General features: G+C 65.4%; 17 protein-coding genes. 7 read left to right on the forward strand and 10 right to left on the reverse strand.

Going from position 1 to position 17,960, the window contains the following annotated elements:
• The first annotated feature begins 74 nt into the window (after positions 1-74).
• Entirely contained in the window at positions 75-1,070 is a 996-nt protein-coding gene (dgcA, locus tag N2604_RS29295) for an N-acetyl-D-Glu racemase DgcA (protein WP_260371521.1), read from the forward strand.
• Here the strand turns inward: dgcA and N2604_RS29300 are convergent.
• Complete coding sequence (locus tag N2604_RS29300) at positions 1,040-2,239, reverse strand: major facilitator superfamily domain-containing protein 6 (RefSeq protein WP_260371522.1); 1,200 nt, start codon at positions 2,237-2,239, stop codon at positions 1,040-1,042. The genes dgcA and N2604_RS29300 overlap by 31 nt on opposite strands.
• A gap of 75 nt (positions 2,240-2,314) precedes the next feature.
• On the opposite strand from N2604_RS29300, the gene N2604_RS29305 reads away from it, so the two are divergent.
• Entirely contained in the window at positions 2,315-3,721 is a 1,407-nt protein-coding gene (locus N2604_RS29305) for a hypothetical protein (RefSeq protein ID WP_260371523.1), read from the forward strand.
• A 152-nt stretch (positions 3,722-3,873) separates the two neighbouring features.
• Positions 3,874-4,149 carry a hypothetical protein gene (locus N2604_RS29310; RefSeq protein ID WP_260371524.1) on the forward strand — a complete coding sequence of 92 codons (276 nt, stop codon included), beginning with the start codon at positions 3,874-3,876 and terminating at the stop codon, positions 4,147-4,149.
• Between the two features lie 11 nt (positions 4,150-4,160).
• Here N2604_RS29310 and N2604_RS29315 read toward each other — a convergent pair whose 3' ends face one another.
• Together N2604_RS29315 and N2604_RS29320 are read right to left on the reverse strand one after the other, a co-directional pair.
• Entirely contained in the window at positions 4,161-4,520 is a 360-nt protein-coding gene (locus N2604_RS29315; protein ID WP_260371525.1) for a hypothetical protein, read from the reverse strand.
• Between the two features lie 131 nt (positions 4,521-4,651).
• Positions 4,652-5,095 (reverse strand): RbsD/FucU family protein, encoded by a 444-nt coding sequence (locus N2604_RS29320; protein WP_260371526.1) that lies wholly within the window; start codon positions 5,093-5,095, stop codon positions 4,652-4,654.
• Between the two features lie 166 nt (positions 5,096-5,261).
• Between N2604_RS29320 and N2604_RS29325 the strand changes: the two genes are divergently transcribed.
• A complete protein-coding gene (locus N2604_RS29325; RefSeq protein ID WP_260371527.1) occupies positions 5,262-7,079 on the forward strand; it encodes a caspase family protein in 1,818 nt (605 codons plus the stop codon).
• A gap of 193 nt (positions 7,080-7,272) precedes the next feature.
• On the opposite strand, the gene N2604_RS29330 is transcribed toward N2604_RS29325, so the two are convergent.
• From N2604_RS29330 to thiD, 4 genes are all read right to left on the reverse strand, one after another.
• Positions 7,273-8,256: a threonine/serine dehydratase gene (locus N2604_RS29330; protein ID WP_260371528.1), complete on the reverse strand. Its 984-nt coding sequence runs from the start codon at positions 8,254-8,256 to the stop codon at positions 7,273-7,275.
• Between the two features lie 141 nt (positions 8,257-8,397).
• The gene (locus tag N2604_RS29335; protein ID WP_260371529.1) at positions 8,398-9,441 is read right to left on the reverse strand and encodes a glycosyltransferase family 1 protein; all 1,044 of its coding nucleotides are present in this window, start codon (positions 9,439-9,441) and stop codon (positions 8,398-8,400) included.
• Positions 9,441-10,253: a UDP-2,3-diacylglucosamine diphosphatase gene (locus N2604_RS29340; RefSeq protein ID WP_260371530.1), complete on the reverse strand. Its 813-nt coding sequence runs from the start codon at positions 10,251-10,253 to the stop codon at positions 9,441-9,443. Before N2604_RS29340 ends, N2604_RS29335 begins: the two co-directional genes overlap by 1 nt.
• A gap of 450 nt (positions 10,254-10,703) precedes the next feature.
• Positions 10,704-11,504, reverse strand: coding sequence for a bifunctional hydroxymethylpyrimidine kinase/phosphomethylpyrimidine kinase (gene thiD / locus N2604_RS29345; protein ID WP_260371531.1), 801 nt, complete (start codon positions 11,502-11,504; stop codon positions 10,704-10,706).
• Positions 11,505-11,856: 352 nt separating this feature from the next.
• Between thiD and N2604_RS29350 the strand changes: the two genes are divergently transcribed.
• Positions 11,857-13,797, forward strand: coding sequence for a PAS domain-containing sensor histidine kinase (locus N2604_RS29350; protein WP_260371532.1), 1,941 nt, complete (start codon positions 11,857-11,859; stop codon positions 13,795-13,797).
• A gap of 96 nt (positions 13,798-13,893) precedes the next feature.
• Positions 13,894-14,139, forward strand: coding sequence for an Lrp/AsnC family transcriptional regulator (locus tag N2604_RS29355; RefSeq protein WP_018642903.1), 246 nt, complete (start codon positions 13,894-13,896; stop codon positions 14,137-14,139).
• A 38-nt stretch (positions 14,140-14,177) separates the two neighbouring features.
• Here N2604_RS29355 and N2604_RS29360 read toward each other — a convergent pair whose 3' ends face one another.
• The gene (locus tag N2604_RS29360; RefSeq protein WP_260371533.1) at positions 14,178-15,101 is read right to left on the reverse strand and encodes a cytochrome c; all 924 of its coding nucleotides are present in this window, start codon (positions 15,099-15,101) and stop codon (positions 14,178-14,180) included.
• Between the two features lie 148 nt (positions 15,102-15,249).
• On the opposite strand from N2604_RS29360, the gene N2604_RS29365 reads away from it, so the two are divergent.
• The gene (locus tag N2604_RS29365) at positions 15,250-15,669 is read left to right on the forward strand and encodes a CHRD domain-containing protein (protein WP_260371534.1); all 420 of its coding nucleotides are present in this window, start codon (positions 15,250-15,252) and stop codon (positions 15,667-15,669) included.
• Between the two features lie 216 nt (positions 15,670-15,885).
• On the opposite strand, the gene N2604_RS29370 is transcribed toward N2604_RS29365, so the two are convergent.
• Together N2604_RS29370 and N2604_RS29375 are read right to left on the reverse strand one after the other, a co-directional pair.
• Complete coding sequence (locus N2604_RS29370; RefSeq protein ID WP_260371535.1) at positions 15,886-17,169, reverse strand: cystathionine gamma-synthase family protein; 1,284 nt, start codon at positions 17,167-17,169, stop codon at positions 15,886-15,888.
• Positions 17,170-17,411: 242 nt separating this feature from the next.
• Complete coding sequence (locus N2604_RS29375; RefSeq protein ID WP_260371536.1) at positions 17,412-17,861, reverse strand: cytochrome c; 450 nt, start codon at positions 17,859-17,861, stop codon at positions 17,412-17,414.
• Positions 17,862-17,960: the final 99 nt, after the last annotated feature.

Here is a 17,960-nt window from a genome sequence, read left to right on the forward strand (position 1 = left end):
GAGAAGGTATCCCCAAGTGGTTAATGTTAGTTGCTAGAGGTAACTAGCAGGTTCAGATTTCGCCAGAGTTCAAAATGACTTCCATGAAATTTGCAGCTTTGGCGATGCGAATCGAGCGCTTTCCCATAGCCGGCAGCTTCACCATCAGCCGGGGCGCCAAGACCGAGGCCGTCACCGTCGTGGCGGAGGTCAGCCGGGCCGGGCTGACCGGCCGCGGCGAGTGCGTGCCCTATCCCCGCTACGGCGAGACGCCGGAGGCGACGCTGGCCGCGATCCAGGCCATGCAGGAGGCCGTCGCAAGCGGGCTGACGCGAGAGGCCCTGCAGGCCGCCATGCCATCAGGCGCGGCCCGCAACGCCCTGGATTGCGCCCTGATCGACCTCGAGGCCAAGGCGGCCGGCTTGCGCGCCTGGAACCTGCTGGGCCGCCCGGCCCCGGGGGAGCGCACCACGGCGTACACGATCTCGTTAGGGACCCCCGAGGCCATGGCCGCGGCGACCGCCAAGGCGGCGCACCGGCCGCTGCTCAAGATCAAGCTCGGCGGCGATGGCGATGCTGAGCGCATCGCGGCCGTGCGCAAGGCCGCCCCTGAAGCCGAGCTGATCGTCGATGCTAACGAGGCCTGGACCGAGACCAATCTGGAAGCCAATCTCGCCGCCTGCGCCGCTTCCGGCGTCACCCTGGTGGAGCAGCCGCTGCCGGCTGGCAGAGACGAAGCCTTGGCGCGGATCAGGCGTCCGCTGGCGGTCTGTGCCGACGAGAGCGTGCATGACCGCAAGTCGCTTGCGCCTTTGCGCGAACGCTACGACGCCGTGAACATCAAGCTCGACAAGACCGGCGGCCTCACCGAGGCGCTGGCCATGGCCGATGCTGCCGAGGCGCTCGGCTTCGAGATCATGATCGGCTGCATGGTCGCAACCTCGCTGTCGATGGCGCCTGCGATGCTGGTGACGCCGCAGGCGCGCTTCGTCGATCTCGACGGCCCGCTGCTGCTCGCGCGCGACCGCGACCACGGCCTGCGTTATGACGGCAGCCTGGTCTACCCGCCGGACGCTTCGCTCTGGGGCTGAGCGGTGATGAGGCGATGCCGCGCTGACCAGATCAGGAGCGCGCCACCAGCGGCCATCGCGGCCATGACGTAATAGACATCGTCGCCGATGCGGGCATAGATCGCGCCTGAGGCGATCGAGGTCGCGGCGCCAAGCAGCCCGTTGCAGGCGGCGTAATAGCCCTGCCCGCGCGCGATCTGATGCGAAGGCACGCGTTGCACCAGCAGGTTCATGGTGCCGAGGATGGTCATGCCGAAGCTGAAGCCGTGGCCGAGCTGGGCGATCGCGAGCAGCACGAGCGGCGGCTCGCTGGCGGTGATGATCCAGCGCAGCACGGCGATCAAGCCGCCGATCGCCATCAGCGTGGACGGATGCAGCGAGAAGCGCGGCGACAGTGCGAACACGACGATCTCGGCGATTACGCCCAGCGTCCACAGCACCGCGATGGTCAGCCCACTGATGCCATGGAGCTGCCAGTTGATGGCCGAGAAGGTGTAATAGGCGACGTGGCTGCCCTGGATCAGCGCCGCCGAGACGATGACGGCCCAGAAGCCGGCATCGCGCAGCAGTGCCTTGCCGGCATGCCGCTCCGGCGTCCTCCGCCTGAGATCGTCCAGCGGTTGAAGCAGCAGGCTGGCGAGAACCGCAACGACGGCCCATGCGACGATGACCCAGATCAGGTCACGCGCGGCGATGCTGTCGACGAGATAGCCGCAGGCGAGCGAGCCGGCGGCAAAGGCCGCCGAGCCCCACAGCCGCAGCGGTCCGTAGTCGAGCCCGTAACGGGCGACGCCGCGCAGCGCATAGGCATCGGTCAACGGCATCGTCGGCGTCCACATCATGCAGGTCAGCGCGTAGATCAGGAACAGCGCCAGCGGCTGCTGCTGCAGGCCGACCGCGGTAAATCCGATCGCGGTGGCCAGCACCGACACCATCATGGCGGCGCGAATGGCCTGCCGCTTTTCGGCAAAGGCGGTCACTTGCGGCAGCGTGGTGAAGCGCGTGATCGCCGGCAGCGCGTTGATGAGCCCGATCCAGGCCGCATCGATGCCGATTGCCTTCAGCCACACCGGGAAGAACGGCAGATGCGTGCCCGAGACCGCGAAAACGGCCGAATAGAACACGGCGAGGCTCACGGCGAATCGCCGCTTCGTCGCTGCCGCGATGGGGATTTGTAATTCGGACTGCATCAAACCAATTGCGATTCGGTCGATATCGTGGTGATCGTTACAGTAACGCGCACTGATTTGCGCGACGAGATTGTCATGGCCAACGAAGCATTCGCCCTCTCGCCCATGTCTGCCCGCGCGGCGGAGCCGAACGAGCAGGATTACGAAGCGATCCGCGAAGCCTTCATGGAGACCGCGCGCGGCCGCTGGTTCCTCGGCGAGTATGCCAAGCGCAACCGCAATGCCGACACAAGCATGGTGCTGGATGCGGTCGCCAGAATCGAGGAAACCCTTGCGGCACAGCGGCAACCGGTCGTCGAGGACCGCCTGCCCGAAGCGCTGGTCGAGATCCGCCGCGCCATCCGCGAGGCCGAGACGATCGCACTTGCCGCGTTCGATCCCGGCGCGATCGAGGCGAGTCTCGCGCCGATCCCGCGCGGGGTGCGCATCATCAAGGAGATCTCCTGGCGCTGGCGCGAGATCGGCGCCGACGGGCGAATCTGCGACCTCATTGATTCGCAGCTGGCCTCGATCGAGGCCGCCTGCGGGCAAATTTCCACCATCGACCCCCGCGTCGAGCTCAAGGCTGCGTTCGATCTGTTGAAGGATCGGGTCGAGCAGCTCGACGGCGGCGCAACGCCGCAGGCGGCGCCGGCTCCGGCGCAGTCCTCCGTCGAAGAAGCCTCGCCTATCGAGACGGCGCCTGCGGCGATGGCGAGCGAAGCCCCCGTGGCATTTACGGAGACGCGCGAAGAGATCGCCGCAGCTCCGGAAGTCGAAGCAACGGCCGCCGCTGAGACCTCTGCCATCGCCGAGCAGGCCGTGGACGCGGCTGCCGCACGGGAGATCGCGGCCGACAGCCAGATCCCTGCCGAGAGCGCGGCGCTCGACAACGTCGTGCCCGATGGTGCCGAGCTCGAAGCCGTCGCGTTTGAAGAGCCGGCCGCTGAGCCGGAGGCCTTGACGGAAGCAAGCGAGGAGTTCTCGCTCGACGCCGCAGCCGAGGCCGAGGACGAAGCCATCCTCGAGGCCATCGCGATGGAGATGGCCGCGCCCGATCCCGACTTCGACGAGATCATCGCGCCGGCCGAGATCGCCGCCGCAACAATGGAGCCGGTACCGTCGGATGTCGTAGCGCCCATTGCGACGGTGCATCCGCAGCCGGTCGCAGCCGAGCCGGTCGCAGCCATCGCCGAAGAGCCCGCCGCGGACGCGCCGATCGCGCTGGACTCGCTCGCCCGCCTCACCGACGCCATCGCGGAAGCCGCCGCCGAGGTGATGGAGCAGCAGGCTCCGGCCATGACGGCCGCAGCATCATTCGCCGCAGCACCGGCTGCAACGCTGCCGATGCCTTCGCCCCTGCCCGCGTCCATGCCCGACGCCTCGCTCGGCGCCACCATCCTCGCCAGCGGCATCCTGCAAAAACCGCGCGCACCAGCCAACGACCCGCTCGCCCCCATCCGCCGCATGACCCAGGCCGAGAAGATCGCGTTCTTTTCGTAAGGGGCGCGCGCGCTGCCCACCTATCAATTCCGTCATCCTGAGGCGCGAAGCTTGCGATGCGCACGCATCGTAAGCGAAGCCTCGAAGGATGAACGGCCCCGATGCAGCCGGGCCGTCGCCCTTAAGAGCTGGAGCTGATCCAGCAATCGGGCATGCGCGCGTTTCCGCCGCGCCTGCCTGACCAGCCGATCTTCTATCCTGTGCTGACCGAAGACTACGCCGTCAAGATCGCGCGGGACTGGAATGTCCCGGCGAACGGATCGGGCTTCGTGACCCGTTGTGCAGTCAAGCGCAGCTTCATCGAAAAATACGATGTGCAGGAAGCGGGCGGACGCTCACATCTGGAGTACTGGATTCCGGCCGAGGACCTCGATGCGTTCAATGCCGCAATCGTCGGACCGATCGAGGTCGTCCGCAGCTTTCCCTGACCGCCGCGCGATCACCCGCAATTCCAGATCGGCCCGATCGGCGTGCGCGTCCAGCACGGGCCAAAGCTGCCGCCGTTGTAGCGGCCGCCGTTGAATCCGGGACGGCCGAAATAGTGCCACTCGCCGTCCCAGCGATAATATTGCGGAACCGGATCGATGTACCAATGGCGGCGTTCAGTCCGCGCGAGGCGGCGCATGGCGTCTTTCTGCTTGTAGAGCGGGATGCTGTTGCTGAGCGGCTGCCGATAGCCCGGCAAGAAACCGTAGCCCTTCCAGACCGGCTTGGGACGCTTTTGCGCGGGCTCGGCGGGCGCGACAACAGGCAGCAGCGACAGGACGACAGCAACGAATAGACACAGAAGGCGAGACATGGATCGACGATAGACGCTCGCCTGCCGGAAGACCATTCAAATTCGAGTGCTGGCAGATGGTCGCGCGGGAGCATCGCACACGATGTCGCATCCGCGTCAATCACGCGATGCGTCGATCGAATGCAGCTGCGCTAGCTGATCACGCCCTTCCGGATCAGGAAGCAGCCATAGCCCCTGCTGTCACCGACCTGCACGACGCCAAAGCCTGCCGCCGCCGCGCGATAAAAATCCGAACGCGAGAGCTTACCGGGTGCAACGGCGCGGCCAACAGCGCGCTCGATCTCGGCGAGCACGGCGCGCTGCACGTCAGGCACGCGGTCGGGATCGTCGACCGGCATCATCACACGCACCGGATCGGGATCGAAATCGTCGAGCGGATAGACCGACATGATGGCGCGGATGGCGACCTCCATCGTCATGCCCGGCAATTGGATCAGGCGTTGCGACGAGGTGCTTCGCGCGATGTGGGTGGCGGGGTGATTGGCATCGACGAAAACGAGGTCGTCGCCATGGCCCATCGCGGCGAGCAGCCAGAGCAGGTCTGGGGTCAGGAGCGGATCGATCGATTTCAGCATGTGACGGCGGTTCCTCCCAATCGATCGGTAACCATAGCAGGTTCCGAGCGTGATTCAGATCACGCAGGCGGCCATGGTGATAGGGATCACGGACCGCAGGGGTCGAACGCGGTCATGCTGGCTCCCAACCAATCTCGCATCGAGATGAGTGCCAGAGGAGCACGCCATGTTCCGCCTAAAGCCCTTCTTCATGACAGCGAGCCTGTTGGGAAGCCTGTTCGGCTTCGCCTGCGGGCCCGTTTCCGCGCAAGTTGCCCCGGTGCAGCCCGCCCCCACCGCCCTTCAAGGTCCGGAGCAGCGGGTGGCGCTGGTGATCGGCAATGCGAACTACCGGAACGCGCCGCAGCTTGCGAACCCCGACGATGACGCGCAGTCGATGGCGCAGTTCCTCAACTCCGCCGGGTTCGAAGTGGTCGCCGCGACCGACTTGACCCAGAACGACATGCTCCGCGTCGTCCAGGACTTTTCCGCCAAGGTCGCCTCGCGCGGTCCGAACACGGTGGCGATGGTCTATTACGCCGGTCACGGCGTGCAGCTCGCCGGCGAGAACTATCTCGTTCCGGTCGATGCCAAAGTCTCCAGCCCGACCGAGCTGGTCAACAATTCGGTGCGTCTCGTCGACGTGATGTCGACGCTGGAGACGATCCCGAGCCGGATGCGCATCGTCATCCTCGATGCCTGCCGCAACAATCCGTTCCCCGAAGTCAACGACGCCGGCCGCGGCCTCGCCATCGTCGATGCGCCGAACGGCTCGATCGTCGGCTACTCGACCGCGCCGGGCACTGAGGCGCTCGACGGCACCAACGGCCACAGCCCCTACACACAGGCCTTCCTGAACATCGCGCGCGAGCCCAACGTGCCGATCGAGCAGCTGTTCAAGCGCGTGCGTCTGCAGGTCAACCAGACCACCAGCGGCGCGCAGATCCCGTGGGAAAGCTCGTCGCTGACCTCGGACTTCACGTTCTTCGGTGACACTGCGGTTGCCGCCAACCGCGCGCCGGTGAATACGCCGGTCGTGCAGATGGCCTCCAATTTGCCGAGCCGCTCGACGCGCCAGGCCTATGACTACGTCGTGTCCGAGGGCCGTCCGGAATATTATCAGGAGTTCATCCAGATGTATCCGCACGACCCGCTGTGCGACCACATCCGCTGGCTGCTCAAGAACCTCCTGATCTCGCAGGCCTGGCACAAGGCGGTGCTCGCCAACTCGCCGCTCGCCTACAAGAGCTTTTATGACAGCTACGGCAACAGCCCCTATGCGCAGGTTGCGCTGAAGCTGCAGGCGCAGCCAAAGCAGATCCCCCTGATGCAGGCGACCAAGTTCCTGGCGCCGCAGAACATTGCCCCGACGATCAAGATCGGCAATCTCGGCCAGCCCAAATACATGCCGCTGCAGCAGGGCAATGGCGTGCAGGTGAACGGCAATCTGCCGGTCGTGCAGAAGCCGGTCGACGGCAACGTCATCGGCAAGCTCGGCAATGGCGGCCAGATCGTCACCCTGCCTGCGGGCAGCAACCAGCCGAACCAGCAGAACGGCACGCCCTCGCAGACCCCGAGCAAGATCGTCACCCTGCCCGCGCCGACCAACACGACCAATGGCAAGGTCGGCATCGGCAAGATCGTGACGCTGCCTGCAACCAACAATCCGCAGAACGGCGGCAACAATGTCGGCACGACCAACGGCTCTTCTGGCAAGACCGTGAGCGTGCCGCTGAATCCCGGCACCAAGATCGACGTGAAGCCGGTCAATGTTCAGACGCAGAACCAGCCGATCCGCATCAACAACGGCAACACCGGCATCGTGAAGCCCAACACTATCCCGGTTGGCAGAGTGCAGGTGCAGACCAACGTGCAGACGAGCCGTCCGCAGCTCAACACGGTGCCGAACCGCATGGTCAGCAGCAACACCAACTTCCGGCAGTCGATGAACCAGGCGCCCAGCATGAGCAATGGCGGCAACCGTCGCGGCGGCTTCATGCACTGATTGCGGCGAGCGAGACGACAAAGGGGCAGAGCGGAAACGCTCTGCCCCTTCTTCATGTCGGCTATTAGACGTCGTCATTCCGGGATGCGCCGTAAGGCGCAGGCCCGGAATCCATAATCCCAGGCTGTGGTTATGGATTCTCAGATGTGCAATTGCGCATCATAGCTCTCGCTCCGCGAGCCCCGGAATGCGGCTAAGCCACCAGCTCGGCGAACAGATCCGCGTCGACATTGCCGCCTGACAGCACGATCACGACGTTCTTCCCCGTCACGTCGAGGCGTCCGGCGAGCAGCGCGGCAAGACCCACCGCGCCGCCGGGCTCCACCACGAGCTTCAGCTCGCGATAGGCGAAGGCGACGGCCGCGCCGACTTCGGTATCGGAAGCCGTGACGCCGCGCGCGAGCAGCTTGCTGTTGATCGCAAACGTCATCTCGCCGGGCATCAGGGCCATCAGCGCATCGCAGATGGTGCGGCCGGCCGGTGGATGCGGCTCGCGATGGCCTGCGCTGAGTGAAATGCCGTGATCGTCGAAGGCCTCGGGCTCGGCGACCACGATCTCGGCTTGCGGATAGCGCGCCTTCACGGCCGTGGCGACGCCCGCGATCAGGCCGCCGCCGGAGGCCGGCGCCACCACGATGTCGGGGCTGAGGCCGAGCGTTGCCATGTCCTCGGCGATCTCGCGGCCGGCGGTGCCCTGCCCTGCGATCACGAACGGATCGTCATAGGGTTTGACCAGGGTCGCGCCGCGCTTCTCGGCGATGCCGCGCGAGATCGCCTCGCGGTCGTCCTTGTCGCGGTCGTACAGCACGACCTCGGCGCCGTAGGATTTGGTGCGCTCGCGCTTCGACAGCGGGGCGTCCGCCGGCATCACGATGGTGGCCTGCATGTCGAGGATCTTTGCCGCCGCAGCCACGCCCTGGGCGTGGTTGCCGGAGGAGAACGCGACGACGCCGCCGGCGCGCTTGTCCTGCGGGATCGAGAACACCTTGTTGAAGGCGCCGCGGAACTTGAACGAGCCGGTGCGCTGGAGCATCTCCGGCTTCAGGAACACCTTGGCGCCGACACGCTCGTTGAGCACGGGAAAGGACAACAGCGGGGTGCGGATGGCGTAAGGCGCGATTACGCGCGCTGCGGCATCGATGTCGGCAGGGCCGACCGGAAGGAGCTGTTCGGTCATGGCGGAATGTTATCGCGGCCGATCAGGCCCGGGCAAGACACCTCCGTAGCGTTTTCGAGCAAAGTGGATCCCGGTTCGCGTGAAGAAAACGCGTCAAAACAAGAAGCTGGAGCTATTTCGATCCATCGGATCGAGATAGCTCTAGGCCACGAAACGCGGCTGTTCCGCGCCATTACGGCCCGGCAGCACCGCCCCGACCGCCAGAATGCTGTCGATGAAGACCCGCGCCGAGGCTTCCCAGGTGTAATTGGCGGCAAACGCGACGCAGTCCTGCCGGGAGATGTCGAGCGCGGCGAAGCAGGCGCTACGCAGATCGTGGTCGAGCGCGCCGACCGGCGCGTCGCCGATCACGTCGCGGGGCCCCTTCACGGGGAAAGCCGCGACCGGCAGACCACTCGCCAGCGCCTCCAGCAGGGCCAGGCCGAACGTATCGGTCTTGCTCGGGAACACGAACACGTCAGCGGCCGCGTAGATATCCGCCAGTTCCTCACCGTGCTTCTCGCCGAGGAAGATCGCGTCGGGATAGGCCTCTTCCAGCGAGGCGCGCGCCGGGCCGTCGCCGACGACCACCTTGGTGCCGGGCAGGTCGAGGTCCAGGAACGCCTCGAGATTCTTCTCTACCGCCACCCGGCCGACCGACAGGAACACAGGTGCCGGCAGGCAGAGATCGATGACGCGGGGGTGAAACAACTTCGTGTCGACGCCGCGCGGCCACAGCACGACATTGTCGAAGCCGCGCTCGGTCAGTTCGCGCGCGAGCGCAGGCGTCGCCGCCATGACGGCGCGGCTGGACGCATGGAAGCGCCGCAGCGCCCGCCAGATCAGCGAGCCCGGCACCGGCACGCGGGCGCGGACATATTCGGGGAAGGGGGTATGGAAGCTGGTGGTGAACGGCAGCTTGCGCTGGCGGCAATAGCGGCGAACCATCAGGCCGATCGGCCCTTCGGTCGCGATGTGGATGCTGTCCGGGCGCGCTTCCTCGATCAGCCTTGCGATCCGCGCCGGGCGCGGCATGGCGAGACGGACGTCGCGATAGCTCGGCATGGCGAAGGTGCGAAACGATTGCGGCGTCAGGAACGAGAATTCGATGCCGAGCTCTTTGGCAGCGTCCGCGAGCTTGGTCAGCGTCCGAACCACACCGTTGACTTGCGGGTGCCAGGCGTCGGTCGCGACCAGGATGCGCATCAGGCCGCCCTTGCCGCAACCTGTGGCACCTGCGCCGGCTTCCGCAACTGATCCGCCCAGGTGATGATCTCGAAGTGGCCGTCGTCGTGTTCGACGAGAGCCGTGCAGCTCTCCACCCAGTCGCCGCAATTCATGTAGCGGATGCCGGCCTCGTCGCGGATCACGGCGTAGTGGATGTGGCCGCAGATCACGCCGTCGGCCTCGTGACGCCGTGCCTCGGCGGCGAGTGCCTGCTCGAACGCACCGATATAATTGACGGCGTTCTTGACCTTCTGCTTGGCCCATTGCGACAGCGACCAATAGGGCACGCCGAACAGGCGGCGGAAGAAGTTGACCAGGCGATTCATCTGGATCGCGAAGTCGTAGGCCTTGTCGCCGAGATGGGCGAGCCAGCGCGCGTTCTGCACCACGAGGTCGAAGATGTCGCCGTGAATGACGAGATAGCGCTTGCCGTCGACGCCGGTGTGAACCGTGTTCTCGACCACGTCGATGCCGCCGAAATGCGTGCCGTAATAATTGCGCAGGAACTCGTCGTGATTGCCGGGAATGTAGATGACCTTGGCGCCCTTGCGCGCCTTGCGCAAAAGCTTCTGGACGAGGTCGTTATGCGATTGCGGCCAGTGCCAGCTCGATTTCAGCGCCCAGCCGTCGACGATGTCGCCGACGAGATAGATCGTGTCGGCATCATGGTAGCGCAGGAAGTCGAGCAGAAGATCGGCTTGAGAGCCGCGGGCTCCGAGATGGACGTCGGAGATGAACAACGTGCGAAAGCGCCGCTCCGGGCTCTCGTCACTCACATCGTAACTTCCCATGCGCCAGCCTGTAACAATGTCCCGTGACAGGGGGATGACCGATTGAACCTCGAGGCACCTTCAAATACGAATCACGCTTTGCCTCGCCCAGCCCGCGAATATCAGTCGCATGCGACAATCAGGCGACATCGCGCCGCAGGGGCAAGACCCGGAGGCCAAGTTGAACTCTTACCCTCCCCTGGAGGGGGAGGGTCGATCGCGCGTAGCGCGAGCGGGGTGGGGTGATCTCTCCTCTGGGGCACTGTCAGACGCGGAGAGACCTTCACCCCACCCCGTCTCAAATCTCGCTGCGCTCAATGTGAGCCGACCCTCCCCCGTCGGAGGCGGGCGTCTCGAAGGATGGCCACAGGGGAGACGTCGCCATATGCGATTGCCCTGCCCTCCAGGGGAGGGTGAAACGGGCCGCTGTGCTGAACGGGCTGAACGGCAGCGCTTCCGCGGGGCCCCGCCTCAGTAGAAGTTGTGGAAATGATGGACCGGCCCATGGCCCTGGCCGACGCTGAAGCGGTCGGCGGCAGCGATCGCGGCGCTGATCCAGGCCTTGGCGTTGCGCACGGCGGCCTCGAGGTTCTCGCCCTTGGCCAGCCCCGCCGCGATGGCGGAGGACAGCGAGCAGCCGGTGCCATGGGTGTTGCGGGTGGCCACGCGCGGCGCGGCGAGCGCGATCGTGGTCTCGGCAGTGACGAGATAATCGGTGCTCTCGGCGCCCTCCCCGTGCCCGCCCTTGATCAGGACGGCGCGGCAGCCCAGCGCCAGCAGGCGGCGCCCCTGGCTTTCGATCTCGGCCTCGCTCGCCGCCACCGGCTCATCGAGCAGGGCCGCAGCCTCCGGCAGGTTCGGCGTGATCACGGCGGCCAGCGGCATCAGCCTGGTGCGCAGGGCATCGACGGCTTCAGCGGCCAGCAGGCGGTCGCCGGAGGTCGCCACCATGACGGGATCGAGCACGACGTGCCGCGGCGCCCAGCGCGACAGCGCGGCCGCGATGGCATCGATGCTGGCGGCCTGGGCCACCATGCCGATCTTCACCGCACCAATGTCGAGGTCGGAGAACACCGCGTCGATCTGCTCGGTGACGAACCCGGCCGGCACCGCGTGAATGCCGGTCACGCCGCGCGTGTTCTGCGCCGTCAGCGCCGTGATCACGGAGGCGCCGTAGACGCCGAGCGCGGCAAAGGTCTTCAGGTCCGCCTGGATGCCGGCGCCGCCGCTCGAATCGGAACCGGCGATGGTGAGTGCGACCGGGGTCGTCATCGCGGGAGACATGTGCTTGAGGACGCCGCCATGGCCTGTCCTAGCGCGACCGTGGAACGCCAGCAAGCGCGCCGAGGCGCCGCCAAGCGTGATTCGCGAATCAATTGCGCACCTCGCGAATCAGTCGGACACAGCGCGGCCAAAGGCCCGCAATGATGCGGGCTTGAAAATGCAACCGCGCCGGACCCTTGGTATAGTCGTGTACCTTAGCGTGCTTCGCCGGTTAGGCGAGACGTCAGGTGGTGGAACCGTCCAGCGACCCCATGTTGCGGGCCGCCCCGGCCCGGCCATCTGAACTGACTCCTGGGGTGGAACGATGTGGGCCTTCTTCGAACGTCTCCTCGACTCGTCCATGCTGTCGCCGCACGGCATTTGCCTGTTGTGGGAGCCTGAGCTGATCTGGCTTCATGTCGTTTCCGACGCCTGCATTGCCGCCGCCTATTTCTCGATTCCGTTCGCCCTCGCCATTCTCGTCACCAAGCGGCGCGACCTCAAGTTCGGCTGGGTCTACTGGGCGTTCGCGATCTTCATCATGGCCTGCGGCCTGACTCACGTGCTGTCGATCTACACGCTGTGGGTTCCGGTCTATGGCATCGAGGGCATGGTCAAGGCGACCACGGCGGTCGCGTCGGTGTTCACCGCCGCTGCGCTCTGGCCGCTATTGCCGAAGATCCTGGCGATCCCCTCGCCGTTCGAGCTGCGACAGGTTCAGGCCGCGCTCGAGGAGGAGGAAATCAAGAGCCGTGACGCCACGCTGCTGCTGCAGCAGGTCCGCGACGCCCAGCGCGCGATGCGCGAGAGCGTGGCGCGCCTCACCGCGATCGTCGAGACCGCGGTCGACGGCGTCATCCTGCTCGACGCGCAGGACCGCATCCTGCTGTTCAATCCGGCCTGCGAGCGCTTGTTCGGCTACCGCGCAGACGAGGTGATGAACCGCAACGTCGGCATGCTGATGCCCGAGGCGGATGCGGCGCCCGACCGCCAGGCGCGGCATTTCGCGACCGGCGGCGAGGCCATCGGCCTGCGCAAGGACGGCACGACGTTTGCGATGGACCTGTCGGTCGGCCAGGCGCGGCAGGACGGCGAATTGATCTTCGTCGGCATCGTCCACGACCTCACCGCGCGCAAGCTGACCGAGCAGCAGCTCCAGCAGGCGCAGAAGATGGAGACGGTCGGCCAGCTCTCCGGCGGCATCGCGCACGACTTCAACAATCTGTTGACCGTGATCATCGGCAATGCCGAGCACCTGAGCGAGCAGCTCAAGGCAAGGCCGGACCTCAGGCGCTTTGCCGACGACATCTGCCAATCGGGCGAACAGGGCGCCGAGCTGACGCAGCGCCTGCTCGCCTTCAGCCGCCGCCAATTGCTGCGGCCTCAGACGATAGATTGCCGCAGCCTGCTCGATTCCATGTTCAAGCTGCTCAAGCGCACCTTGCGCGAAGACATCGAGATCAGGACGAGCTCCGGGCCCGGCACGGTCCTGGCCTTTGCCGACCGCGCCCAGCTCGAATCCGCCGTGCTGAACCTCGCGCTCAATGCGCAGGATGCCATGCCGTCGGGAGGCCATCTCACGCTGGCCACGGAGTTGGTCACGATCGACGATGATCGCGCCCTTCACCCGGAGGTCGCACCCGGCAGCTACGCCCTGATCTCGGTCACCGATGACGGCGAAGGCATGACGCCCGAGGTCACCGCACGCGCATTCGAGCCGTTCTTCACCACCAAGGAGGCCGGCAAGGGCTCGGGCCTCGGCCTCAGCATGGTCTATGGCTTTGCCAAGCAATCAGGCGGCCACGTCTCGATCTACAGCGAGGCAGGCCTTGGAACCACGGTCAGGATCTACCTGCCGCGCGCGAACACCGGCGGGTCGCAGGCCGATCTTCCCGACGGCGAGGACACCGCGCCGCGAGGCTACGAGACGATCCTGATCGTCGAGGACGATCCGTTCGTCCGCTCCTCCGTCATTCGCCGGGTGGAAGCGCTCGGATATCGCGTCGCTGCCGCGGTCAACGGCAAGGATGCCCTGCAGCAGCTGCGGAGCGATCCCGGCATCGACTTGCTGTTCACCGATATCGTGATGCCCGGCGGCATGAGCGGCTGGGACCTCGCCGATCAGGCGCGGCGGCTGCGTCCCGGCCTGCCGGTCCTGTTCACCTCGGGCTACGCGCTGGAGACCCTGGTCGAGCACGGCCGCGCGCAGGCGCAAGCGATCGTGCTGACCAAGCCCTACCGCAAGGTCGAGCTCGCCCAGCGGCTCAGGGATGCATTGGCCGCAGCGGTGGTCCCATCCTAGCGCTGCGAATGCGCCGCGGAGGAGCCGCATGTTCGCTTGCTAAATCCGGCCGGTTTTGGCCTATTAGCCGCGAGATCCGCTTTCGGAGTGCCCGCGATGGTTCCTTTCTTCGTCCAAATCAAATGCAAGCTCGGCCAGTCCTATACGGTGGCCAATGCGCTTGCCGAAGCCGAGATCGCCTCCGAGATATACTCCACGGCCGGCCAATACGACCTTCTGGTGAAGTTCTACGTCGACAAGGATACCGACATCGGCCATTTCGTGAATGAGAAGGTGCAGGTGCTGCCGGGCATCCAGGACACCCTCACCATCATCACCTTCAAGGCGTTCGGCACAGGCTAGGTCATGCGCCGAACAACGGCCGAAGCGCGCCGGCTGCGCTAGCCGCCCTCCTTGCGCTTGGGCGGTGTCGGTCCCTGCACCGGCGGCAGCGACTTCAGATAGGTGGCCATCGCGTCGCGGTCTTCCGCGGTCAGTTGCGCCAGATTCTTGATCACCGGCCGCATCGCGCCCGAAGCGCTGTCGCCCTCGGGCATGTCGCCGGTCTCGAGAAAATCCGAGATATCCTTCTCGCTCCAGCTGCCGATGCCCTGCTGCGTGATGTTGGGTACCCAGCCCTCGCCTTCCGGATTGGGCCCACCGGCAAAGCGCTGGCCGGCGATGATGCCGCCGAGCGCATTGCGCGGGCTGTGGCATTCGGCGCAATGACCGAAACCGTTCACGAGATAGGCCCCGCGATTCCATTGCGGCGAGCGTGCGGCGTCCGCGACGAACGGCTCGGTGTCCATGAACAGCAATTTCCAGATGCCGACATTGCGGCGGATGTTGAACGGAAACGGCAGCGCGTGGTCGCGCACTTTGCCGGACACCGGCGGAAGCGTCTTCAGATAGGCGAAGAGATCGCGGACGTCGTCGATGCTGGCCAGATGATAGGACGTGTAGGGAAACGCGGGGAAATAGTGCGTGCCCGCGGGCGAGATGCCGCGCGTCACTGCGTTGACGAAATCAGCCTCGCTCCAGCGGCCGATCCCGTCGGCCGGATCCGGGGAAATATTGGGGGCGTAGAACGTCCCGAACGGCGAGCCCAGCGCCAGCCCGCCGCCGAGCCGCAGGCGATCGGGCTGGTTCGGCACCGCATGACATGACGAGCAGCCGCCGACGTTGAACAGCTCCTGCCCGTTGGCGAGATCGGGGTTGCGTGTCGGCGCCGGCAAGGCCAGCGCGGCCGGGGCGGTCAACCACCAATGCAGGCCGAACGCCGCGGCGGCGGCGATCAGGGCGGCAAGAAGCATTCGTCGCAGCATTCAATCATTCCATCGTGAGCGCGCGAACTTAAGGGTCATGCCGCGCCCGATCCAGCCACGAATATTTTAGCCGGTCCGGCTGTAATGCCGGAATAAACCGCATGACGCACTGTTTGAAAAGCAATCAGGCGTCAACAGGGAGAGACCCATGACCAAAGTCGTTTTTGCCACACTGGCACTCGGAGCTGCCGTTGCGTTCGCCGCCCCGGCCAGCGCGGAGAAACTGAAGGCAACGCTGGACGCCAAATCCGAAGTCCCCGCCAACACCAGCAGCGCCACCGGAACGGCCGATCTGGACTACGACGCTGCCAGCAAGAAGCTGTCCTGGACCGTCACCTATTCCGGCCTCTCGGGCCCCGCCACCGCCGCGCATTTCCACGGGCCTGCCGAAGCCGGCAAGAACGCCGGCGTCGCCGTCGCGATCCCGAATGCGGCCTCGAGCCCGGTCAAGGGCGAAGCGACGCTCACGGACGCGCAGGCCGCCGATCTGCTCGGCGGCAAGTACTACATCAACATCCATACCGCGGCGAACCCGGGCGGCGAGATCCGCGGTCAGGTGACGAAGTAAGCGAAACCGCGGTCTTCGTCGCGGAAAGGCCGGACGCAAGGAGGGAGCGTCCGGCCTTTTCGATTCCAAGCAGTTGAACTTCGTAGCCCGGATGGAGCCAACGGTCGGCGCGAAGCGCCGCCCGTTGGTGCAATTCGGGAGCCTGCGCGTGCGGACAGGTCCCCCGGATTTCGCGGCGCTCCATCCGGGCTACACGATCTACGACTCTGACCGTGCTCAAGCCGCGTTCAGCGCCTGCGCGAGATCGGCAATCAGGTCCGACGGGTTCTCGATGCCGATCGACAGCCGGATCGTGCAATCGAGCACGCCGATTTTTTGGCGGATGTCGGCGGGAACGCCGGAATGGGTCATCGTCGCCGGCAGGCTTGCGAGCGATTCCGTGCCGCCGAGGCTCACCGCCAGCTTGAGAATCTGCAGCGCGTTCAGGAATTTCACCGCCGCCTCCTTGCCGCCGACGATGTCGAACGAGAAGGTCGACCCCGCGCCGAGGCATTGCCGCGCGAACACGCGGCCGGAGAGCGAGCCCTGCTCGTGATGGCCGAGGTAATGCACCTTGGCGACCTTCGGGTGGCCGCGCAGGAAGTCCGCCACGAGCCGCGCATTCGCATCGGCTTTCTCCATGCGCAGGCTGAGCGTCTCGAGCGAGCGGTTGATCATCCAGCAGGAATGCGGATCGAGCTGGGTGCCGATGGCGCCGCGCAGCGCCTTGATGCCCTTCATGATCGCTTTCGATCCGAGCGCGGCGCCCGCGATCAGGTCGGAATGGCCGCCGACATATTTGGTCAGGGAATACAGCGAAACATCCGCGCCATGCTCGATCGGCCGCTGAAACACCGGCCCGAGCAGCGTGTTGTCGCAGGCGATGATCGGCGTGTGTCCCTGCGCCTTGCCGATGGCATCGGCGATGCGGCGGATCATTGCGATGTCGACGAGGCCGTTGGTCGGATTGGCGGGCGTCTCGATCAGGATCATCGAAACCCGCCCCTTGCGCATCGCCTCTTCCGAGGCCTGCTTGACCGCCGTCTCGTCGATGCCATCGGCAAAGCCGACGGCGCCGATCGACAGACGCGCGAGCGTGTTCGTCAGCAAGGTCTCCGTCCCGCCATAGAGCGGCTGCGAGTGCAGGATGACATCGCCGGGGCGAACGAAGGCCAGGATCGTGGTTGCGATGGCCGCCATGCCGGATGAGAACAGCGCGCAACTCTCCGTGCGCTCGTAGATCGCGAGCCTGTCCTCGACGATCTCGCTGTTGGGATGATTGAAGCGCGAATAGACCAGGCCCGCGCCCATGCCTTCCGGCGGCTCGCGCCGGCCGGCGACGTAGTCGAAGAAGTCCTGCCCGTCCTCGGCGGTCTTGAACACGAAGGTGGAGGTCAGGAACACCGGCGGCTTGATGGCGCCCTCCGACAATTGCGGATCGTAGCCATAGGTCAGCATCAAGGTTTCCGGATGCAGCATATGATTGCCGATATGGGTCTTCGACGGGAACGGTTTTGCCATGGCCTGTCTCGCTGTTGATTATGGTGCTCGCCGCGCGCTGGAATTCCCTGATGTCCTGAGAGTGTCGGGAGGAGGATGCGTCGACTCGTGTGAGCGCACGGCGCGTTGCCACAAAGATAGCTGCTCTTAGAGCAATCCGTCAGGCCTCGCGGACAGAATTACTGCCTCGCTGCAGCTCGCGGCCACGCAAAAAAGGCGGCTGCCTTCGCAACCGCCCCCTCCATTGCTTCCTCGTCGCCCCGTTATTTCAACTTCACGCGATAGGTTTCGTGACAATCATTGCAGCGGTCGTTGATCGCCGTGTAGGCAGCCTTCAGGCTCGCGACATTGGTGATCTTGCCTTTGACGTCGGCGATCGCCTTCTGCACCGGCGGAATCTTGGAATCGAAATCGGCCTTGTTCTGCCAGATCTTCGGCGAGGAGCCATAGGTCGCGTCGACGACATCCTGCTTGGGATTGATCTCGAAGGTTTTGGCGATCTTGGCAACATCGGCCTCGATGGCGGCGATGGCCTGATCGGCAGCTTTCTTGTCGAAGGGAATATCGCCCTTGCTCATCTTCTGAAGGACGCCATACTGATTCTTGGCTATCGCTCGCATCAGATTGTCCTGCTGGACGGCAATCTCCTGTTGCGCCATCACGGCACCCGCGCCCAGCACGAGGACGCCCGCGACAATCATCGTCCGTTTCATTGGTTCATTTCTCCGGCTCTCGAGACGTTCAGGGAATGAGACTTCGCCGGCTTCACGGGAAGCCGGGACCCATCATGGGTAGAACCCCGCGCGGCGCGT

The organism is Bradyrhizobium sp. CB1015 (assembly GCF_025200925.1).
Taxonomy (GTDB): Bacteria; Pseudomonadota; Alphaproteobacteria; order Rhizobiales; family Xanthobacteraceae; genus Bradyrhizobium.

Excerpts from the sequence above, each read along its gene's own strand:
- dgcA (WP_260371521.1), top strand. The coding sequence starts at position 75 with ATGACTTCCATGAAATTTGCAGCTTTGGCGATGCGAATCGAGCGCTTT.
- N2604_RS29300 (WP_260371522.1), bottom strand. The coding sequence starts at position 2,239 with ATGCAGTCCGAATTACAAATCCCCATCGCGGCAGCGACGAAGCGGCGA.
- N2604_RS29305 (WP_260371523.1), top strand. The coding sequence starts at position 2,315 with ATGGCCAACGAAGCATTCGCCCTCTCGCCCATGTCTGCCCGCGCGGCG.
- N2604_RS29310 (WP_260371524.1), top strand. The coding sequence starts at position 3,874 with ATGCGCGCGTTTCCGCCGCGCCTGCCTGACCAGCCGATCTTCTATCCT.
- N2604_RS29315 (WP_260371525.1), bottom strand. The coding sequence starts at position 4,520 with ATGTCTCGCCTTCTGTGTCTATTCGTTGCTGTCGTCCTGTCGCTGCTG.
- N2604_RS29320 (WP_260371526.1), bottom strand. The coding sequence starts at position 5,095 with ATGCTGAAATCGATCGATCCGCTCCTGACCCCAGACCTGCTCTGGCTG.
- N2604_RS29325 (WP_260371527.1), top strand. The coding sequence starts at position 5,262 with ATGTTCCGCCTAAAGCCCTTCTTCATGACAGCGAGCCTGTTGGGAAGC.
- N2604_RS29330 (WP_260371528.1), bottom strand. The coding sequence starts at position 8,256 with ATGACCGAACAGCTCCTTCCGGTCGGCCCTGCCGACATCGATGCCGCA.
- N2604_RS29335 (WP_260371529.1), bottom strand. The coding sequence starts at position 9,441 with ATGCGCATCCTGGTCGCGACCGACGCCTGGCACCCGCAAGTCAACGGT.
- N2604_RS29340 (WP_260371530.1), bottom strand. The coding sequence starts at position 10,253 with ATGGGAAGTTACGATGTGAGTGACGAGAGCCCGGAGCGGCGCTTTCGC.
- thiD (WP_260371531.1), bottom strand. The coding sequence starts at position 11,504 with ATGACGACCCCGGTCGCACTCACCATCGCCGGTTCCGATTCGAGCGGC.
- N2604_RS29350 (WP_260371532.1), top strand. The coding sequence starts at position 11,857 with ATGCTGTCGCCGCACGGCATTTGCCTGTTGTGGGAGCCTGAGCTGATC.
- N2604_RS29355 (WP_018642903.1), top strand. The coding sequence starts at position 13,894 with ATGGTTCCTTTCTTCGTCCAAATCAAATGCAAGCTCGGCCAGTCCTAT.
- N2604_RS29360 (WP_260371533.1), bottom strand. The coding sequence starts at position 15,101 with ATGCTGCGACGAATGCTTCTTGCCGCCCTGATCGCCGCCGCCGCGGCG.
- N2604_RS29365 (WP_260371534.1), top strand. The coding sequence starts at position 15,250 with ATGACCAAAGTCGTTTTTGCCACACTGGCACTCGGAGCTGCCGTTGCG.
- N2604_RS29370 (WP_260371535.1), bottom strand. The coding sequence starts at position 17,169 with ATGGCAAAACCGTTCCCGTCGAAGACCCATATCGGCAATCATATGCTG.
- N2604_RS29375 (WP_260371536.1), bottom strand. The coding sequence starts at position 17,861 with ATGAAACGGACGATGATTGTCGCGGGCGTCCTCGTGCTGGGCGCGGGT.